This window comes from Methylobacterium sp. B1 (genome assembly GCF_000333255.1).
Classification (GTDB): domain Bacteria; phylum Pseudomonadota; class Alphaproteobacteria; order Rhizobiales; family Beijerinckiaceae; genus Methylobacterium; species Methylobacterium fujisawaense.
Genome location: NZ_BACT01000261.1, coordinates 1 through 6,474 on the forward strand (window position 1 = coordinate 1; position 6,474 = coordinate 6,474).

Consider the following 6,474-nt stretch of genomic DNA (forward strand, 5'->3'; position numbering starts at 1 on the left):
GCATCGCCCTGACGCTGCCGATGATCGCGGCGGCGGCCACCGGCGGCCTGTCCTCGGCGCGCTACTGGATCGACCTCGGCATCCTGATCCTCACCTACGTGATGCTCGGCTGGGGCCTGAACATCGTGGTCGGCCTCGCCGGTCTCCTCGATCTCGGCTACGTCGCCTTCTACGCGGTCGGCGCCTATTCCTACGCCCTGCTCTCGACCACCTTCGGCCTGTCGTTCTGGGTCTGCCTGCCGCTGGCGGGCCTGTTCGCCGGCCTGTGGGGGATGATCCTCGGCTTTCCCGTGCTGCGCCTGCGCGGCGACTATCTGGCCATCGTCACCCTGGCCTTCGGCGAGATCATCCGCCTCGTCCTGATCAACTGGACCGACGTGACCGGCGGCGGGGCGGGCATCTCGTCGATCCCGCGGGCGACCTTCTTCGGGATCCCGTTCACGGCGGGCGACGACGGATTCGCGGCGACCTTCGGCATCCCGTACGATTCAATGCACCGGCTGGTCTTCCTGTACTACCTGATCCTCGGCCTCGCCCTGATCACGAACTTCGTCACCCTGCGCCTGCGCCGCCTGCCGATCGGGAGGGCCTGGGAGGCGCTGCGCGAGGACGAGATCGCCTGCCGCTCCCTCGGCATCGACACCACCGCCACGAAGCTCACGGCCTTCGCGCTGGGGGCGGCCTTCGGGGGCGTCGCCGGCTCGTTCTTCGCCGTGCGCCAGGGCTTCATCAGCCCGGAGAGCTTCAACTTCCTCGAGAGCGCCATCATCCTGGCGATCGTGGTGCTGGGCGGCATGGGCAGTCAGGTCGGCGTCGCGATCGCCGCGGTGGCGATGGTCGGCGGGCCGGAGATGCTGCGCAACCTCGGCTTCCTGAAGGCCGTGTTCGGCGAGGGGTTCGATCCCAGCGAGTACCGCCTGCTCCTGTTCGGGCTGGCCATGGTGGCCATGATGGTCTGGCGCCCGCGCGGCCTGATCTCGGAGCGCATGCCGTCGGTGTCGCTCGGCGAGCGCCGCGCGGTCTCGGGCGCCCATGTGAGCGAGGGGCACGGCTGATGGCGGCCTCACCCCTCGCCCCCCCGGTGCTCACGGTCGAGCACCTGACCATGCGGTTCGGCGGGCTGACCGCCGTCTCCGACCTGTCCTTCGCGGCGCGGCGCGGCGACATCACCGCCTTGATCGGCCCGAACGGAGCCGGCAAGACAACGGTGTTCAACTGCATCACCGGCTTCTACAAGCCCACCGAGGGCATGCTGACGCTGGCGCATGCCGACGGCACCGCGCACCTGCTGGAGCGGCTGCCCAACCACAAGGTCAACCGCACCGCCCGGGTGGCCCGCACCTTCCAGAACATCCGCCTGTTCCAGGGCATGACGGTGCTGGAGAACCTTCTGGTCGCCCAGCACGCCCCGCTGATGCGCGCCTCGGGCTACACCATCCTGGGCTTGCTCGGCCTCAAGACCTACCGGGACGCGCAGGAGGCCGCGATCGAGCGCGCCAAGGCGTGGCTGACGCGCATCGACCTGATGGCGCGGGCCGACGATCCGGCGGGCGCCCTGCCTTATGGCGCGCAGCGGCGCCTGGAGATCGCCCGGGCGATGTGTACGGACCCGGTCCTGCTCTGCCTCGACGAGCCGGCCGCCGGCCTCAACCCCCGGGAATCGGCCGAGCTGAACGGCCTCCTGCGCCACATCCGGGACGTGCACGACACCTCGGTGCTGCTGATCGAGCACGACATGTCGGTGGTGATGGAGATCTCCGACCACGTGGTCGTGCTGGATTACGGCGTGAAGATCGCCGATGGCTCTCCCGCCGAGGTGCGGGCCGACCCGAAGGTGATCGCCGCCTATCTGGGTGTGGAGGACGAAGAGGTGGAGGCCGTGGAGGCCGAGGTCGGGATCACCGTGCCGCACGCGGACGAGACCCATACGGGAGCCTCGGCATGAGCGTCGCCGGCATCAACGTCCTGGTCGAGGAGACGCGGGCGATCCAGGCGGGCCGCAAGCCGCCGCTCCTCGCGGTGCGCGACGTCTCGACCTATTACGGCAGCGTCGCCGCCCTGCGCGGCGTCGATCTCGACGTCGCCGAGGGCGAGATCGTCACGCTGATCGGCGCCAACGGCGCCGGCAAGTCGACCCTGATGATGACGATCTTCGGCAGCCCCCAGGCGCGCTCGGGGACGATCACCTATGACGGGCGCGACATCACCCGGATGCCGACGCACGCCATCGCCCGGCTCGGCATCGCCCAGTCGCCGGAGGGCCGCCGGGTCTTCCCGCGCATGACGGTCTACGAGAATCTCCAGATGGGCGCCGCCCTCCATGACGGGCGCTTCTTCGCCGAGGATCTGGAGAAGGTCTGCACCCTGTTCCCGCGGGTCAAGGAGCGCCTGAACCAGCGTGCCGGCACCATGTCGGGCGGCGAGCAGCAGATGCTGGCCATCGCCCGGGCGCTGATGAGCCGCCCGCGCCTGCTGCTCCTCGACGAGCCGTCGCTGGGCCTCGCGCCGCTGGTGGTGAAGGGCATCTTCGACGCGATCCGGGAACTCAACCGGACCGAGGGCATGACGATCTTCCTCGTCGAGCAGAATGCCTACCACGCCCTCAAGCTCGCCCATCGCGGCTACGTGCTGGTCAACGGTCGGGTCACCATGAGCGGCACCGGCCGCGCGCTGCTCGACGACCCGAACGTCAAGGCCGCCTATCTGGAAGGGGGCCATGCCGGCCCGGTCGGGGCATGAGCGCGCTGCAGGGAATCCTCTACGAGGAGCCGTCGGCCTGGCTGTTCCTGCTCGTCACCGTGGTGATGGGCGGCTGGGCCGGCTGGATGGCGGCCCGCGGCATCGCCCGGGGTTGGCGGCCGTTCTGGCACTGCGCCCTGGCGCTGCTCCTCGTGGCGGCTGCCGTGCGCTTCATCCACTACGCCCTGTTTTCGGGCACGCTGCTCTCGCTGCACTACTATGCGGTCGACGCGGTCGTCGTCATGATCATCGGCGCGGCGGGCTTCCGCTACACGCGGACGCGCCAGATGACGAGCCAGTACCGCTGGCTCTACGAGAAGACCTCACCGCTGACATGGCGCGCACGGGCGCCCGAAGCGGACGAGGTCCGATGAGTGCGGCCGGATCCGCACGTGCGGTCCTGACACTTAGGGGTAGTACGCGATGAGATCGATTCTGCTGGCCGGGCTCGCCCTCGGCGCGATGGTGGCGGCCGCCCAGGCCGCCGAGGTCAAGCTCGGCGTCGCCGCGCCGATCACCGGCAACAGCGCCGCCATCGGCGCGCAGCTCAAGAACGGCGCGAGCCAGGCGGTCGAGGACCTGAACAAGGCCGGTACCCTCAAGGGCACGACGCTCACCGTCACGGTGGGCGACGACGCCTCCGACCCGAAGCAGGGCGTCTCGGTGGCCAACAAGTTCGCCAGTGAAGGCGTGAAGATGGTCGTCGGCGACTACAATTCCGGCGTGTCGATCCCGGCCTCCGACGTCTACCTCGACGCCGGCATCATCCAGGTCACGCCGGCCTCCACGAACGTGAAGTTCACCGAGCGCGGCATGTGGAACACGTTCCGCACCTGCGGCCGCGACGATCAGCAGGGCGCGGTGGCGGGCAATTACCTGGCCGAGAAGTTCAAGGGCAAGAAGATCGCCTTCGTCCACGACAAGACGCCCTACGGCAAGGGGCTGGCCGACGAGACCCTGAAGGCGCTCAAGGCCAAGGGCGGCAAGGAGGTCATGTACGAGGGCATCAACCCGGGTGAGAAGGACTACTCTGCGCTCGTCTCCAAGCTGAAGTCGGCCAATGTCGACGTGGTCTATTTCGGCGGCTACTACACCGAGGCCGGCCTGATCCTGCGCCAGATGCGCGATCAGGGCCTGAAGGCGCCGATGATGGGCGGCGACGGCATGGTCGATCGCGAGCTCGTGGCGATCGCCGGTCCCGCCGCCGAGGGCACGCTGACCACCTTCCCGCCGGACGCCCGCAAGAACCCGAACGCCAAGGCGGCGCTGGCCGCGTTCAAGGCGAAGAACATCGATCCGGAGGGCTACACGCTCTACTCGTACGCGGCCGTGCAGGTCCTGGCCAAGGCGATGGCCGAGACCGGCTCCAGCGACGGCAAGAAGCTGGCCGACTGGCTGCACCAGGGCAAGCCGGTGGACACGGTGGTCGGGCCGATCGCCTACGACAAGAAGGGCGACATCACCCGGCCCGACTACGTCATGTACGAATGGAAGAAGGGGCCGGACGGCAAGATCGACTACAGCGGCAATGAGCTGACGAAGTAAGCCGCGGCCACGAACCGGGTTTCCAGTCCGACGCCGTCTCCCGATACCGCGGGGGGCGGCGTCGTCGTTTTCTATACCGTGGATTCGTCAGCTTTCCGGGCGGATCCGTCCTCCGCACCGCGTGCGTACGCCTAAGAAGTGTGCATGATGCCGCCGGCGCGAGCGTGAGGCCGGCTCAGCGCTTGGGAGGAGGCCATGGGGACGGCAGGGACCGCGTCTGCAGACGTGCGCAGCAGCTTGGCCGCGACGTGTCCGTACTCAGCCGCAGGCCTGCGCGGCACGACAGCCCTTCTCCCGGCACCATCATTGCAAAGGCGTCGCCCGAGCGGGCGGGCCCGCGTACCCCGCCGCCGGCCGACACGATTCGGCCCGATCCAGGAGTTCCGTACCGATGCAGTCTGATATCGCTCGCCGCGGCCTTGCCGCGGCGCTGGGCCTGACCCTCGCCCTTGCTCCGATGAGCCTGCGGGCGGAGGAGCTGACCGGCACCCTCAAGAAGGTGAAGGACGCCAACGCCATCGTCATCGGCTATCGCGATGCCTCCGTCCCGTTCTCCTATCTCGGCGGCGACCAGAAGCCGGTCGGCTACGCCATGGACATCTGCTACAAGATCGCCGACGCCGTGAAGGCCAAGCTCAACCTCCCGAACCTCGAGGTGAAGCTCAACCCGGTGACCTCCGCCACCCGCATCCCGCTGATGGCGAACGGCACGATCGATCTCGAGTGCGGCTCGACGACCAACAACGCCGAGCGCGAGAAGCAGGTGTGGTTCACCAACTCGCACTTCCTGACCGCGACCCGCTACGTCTCGAAGAAGTCGGCCAACCTGCACACGATCGAGGACCTGAAGGGCAAGACCGTCGTGTCGACCTCGGGCACCACGAACATCAAGCAGATCAACGAGGCCAATACGGAGCGCAAGCTCGGCCTGACGATCCTGCCGGCCAAGGACCACGCCGAGGCGTTCCTGATGGTCGAGACCGGCCGCGCCGCCGCCTTCGTGATGGACGACGTGCTGCTCGCCTCGCTCGCCGCCTCCTCGAAGGACCCGTCCGCCTACGAGATCTCCACCGAAGCCCTGTCGAAGCCTGAGCCCTACGGCATCATGCTCCGCAAGGACGACACGGAGTTCAAGAAGGTCGCGGACGACTCCACCGCCAAGCTCTACACGAGCCCCGAGGGCAAGGCGCTCTACGACAAGTGGTTCACGAAGCCGATCCCGCCGCGCAACATCAACCTCAACCTGCCGATGAGCGCGGAGATGAAGAAGCAGTTCACGACCCCGATCTCGAGCCCCGACCCGGCGGCCTACTGAGATCCGTTCGGTTCGCTTTCATGCCATGATGCGCACCGCGGGCTCCCGCCCGCGGTGCGTCTCTGTAAGTTCACAGTAGAAGCGGCGCGATGAACTACAACTGGAACTGGCGGATCTTCTTCGACGCCTCGCCGGAGGGCACCGGCACGTATCTCGACATGCTGCTCTCGGGGCTCATGTGGACGATCACGACCGCGCTCTGCTCCTGGGTGATCGCCTTCTTCCTGGGCTCCCTGATCGGCGTGCTGCGGACCCTGCCGTCGAAGACCGCGAACACCGTCGGTACCGCCTACGTGGAATTGTTCCGCAACGTGCCGCTGCTGGTGCAGATGTTCCTCTGGTACTTCGTGCTGCCCGAAGTGGTCCCGACCCGGATCGGCGACGCGATCAAGCAATTGCCCGACGCGCCGTTCTACACGGCGGTGGTGTGCCTCGGCTTCTTCACCGCTTCGCGCGTCGCCGAGCAGGTCCGCGCCGGCATCCAGGCGCTGCCGCGGGGCCAGCGCATGGCCGGCACCGCCATGGGCTTCACGACCTATCAGACCTACCGCTACGTGCTGCTGCCCAACGCCTACCGGATCATCCTGCCGCCGATGACCTCGGAATTCCTCAACAATCTCAAGAACACGTCGGTGGCGCTGACCATCGGCCTGCTGGAACTGACCGCCCGGGCCCGCTCGATGCAGGAATTCTCGTTCCAGGTGTTCGAGGCGTTCACGGCGGCGACGATCCTCTACGTGATCATCAACCTCGTGGTCGTCACGGCGGCGACCTTCCTGGAGAAGGCGGTCGCCATCCCCGGCCAGCGCTGAGGGCCGCCCGCTTCCGTTCCGCCACCCCGCCCGACGGCCACCGGTAACAGGCCCCGATGCTCT

The 6,474-nt window shown here is 67.9% G+C and carries 7 protein-coding genes; all 7 read left to right on the forward strand.

Going from position 1 to position 6,474, the window contains the following annotated elements; genetic code table 11:
- Positions 1-1,055 (forward strand): high-affinity branched-chain amino acid ABC transporter permease LivM (gene livM, locus I53_RS07525; RefSeq protein WP_043348602.1); only part of this gene is annotated, 1,055 nt, incomplete at its 5' end.
- On the forward strand, positions 1,055-1,945 hold the full coding sequence (locus I53_RS07530) for an ABC transporter ATP-binding protein (protein ID WP_043348605.1): 891 nt from the start codon (positions 1,055-1,057) through the stop codon (positions 1,943-1,945). The genes livM and I53_RS07530, both read left to right, overlap by 1 nt.
- Positions 1,942-2,739 carry an ABC transporter ATP-binding protein gene (locus I53_RS07535; protein ID WP_043348611.1) on the forward strand — a complete coding sequence of 266 codons (798 nt, stop codon included), beginning with the start codon at positions 1,942-1,944 and terminating at the stop codon, positions 2,737-2,739. The genes I53_RS07530 and I53_RS07535 overlap by 4 nt, the downstream gene beginning before the upstream one ends.
- 5 nt (positions 2,740-2,744) lie before the next feature.
- The gene (locus I53_RS07540) at positions 2,745-3,113 is read left to right on the forward strand and encodes a DUF6867 family protein (RefSeq protein WP_043348619.1); all 369 of its coding nucleotides are present in this window, start codon (positions 2,745-2,747) and stop codon (positions 3,111-3,113) included.
- A 49-nt stretch (positions 3,114-3,162) separates the two neighbouring features.
- Positions 3,163-4,284, forward strand: coding sequence for a branched-chain amino acid ABC transporter substrate-binding protein (locus tag I53_RS07545; protein ID WP_043348612.1), 1,122 nt, complete (start codon positions 3,163-3,165; stop codon positions 4,282-4,284).
- A gap of 391 nt (positions 4,285-4,675) precedes the next feature.
- Positions 4,676-5,599 (forward strand): amino acid ABC transporter substrate-binding protein, encoded by a 924-nt coding sequence (locus tag I53_RS07550; RefSeq protein WP_043348614.1) that lies wholly within the window; start codon positions 4,676-4,678, stop codon positions 5,597-5,599.
- Between the two features lie 89 nt (positions 5,600-5,688).
- A complete protein-coding gene (locus I53_RS07555) occupies positions 5,689-6,411 on the forward strand; it encodes an amino acid ABC transporter permease (protein WP_043348617.1) in 723 nt (240 codons plus the stop codon).
- The last annotated feature ends 63 nt before the right edge of the window (positions 6,412-6,474 follow it).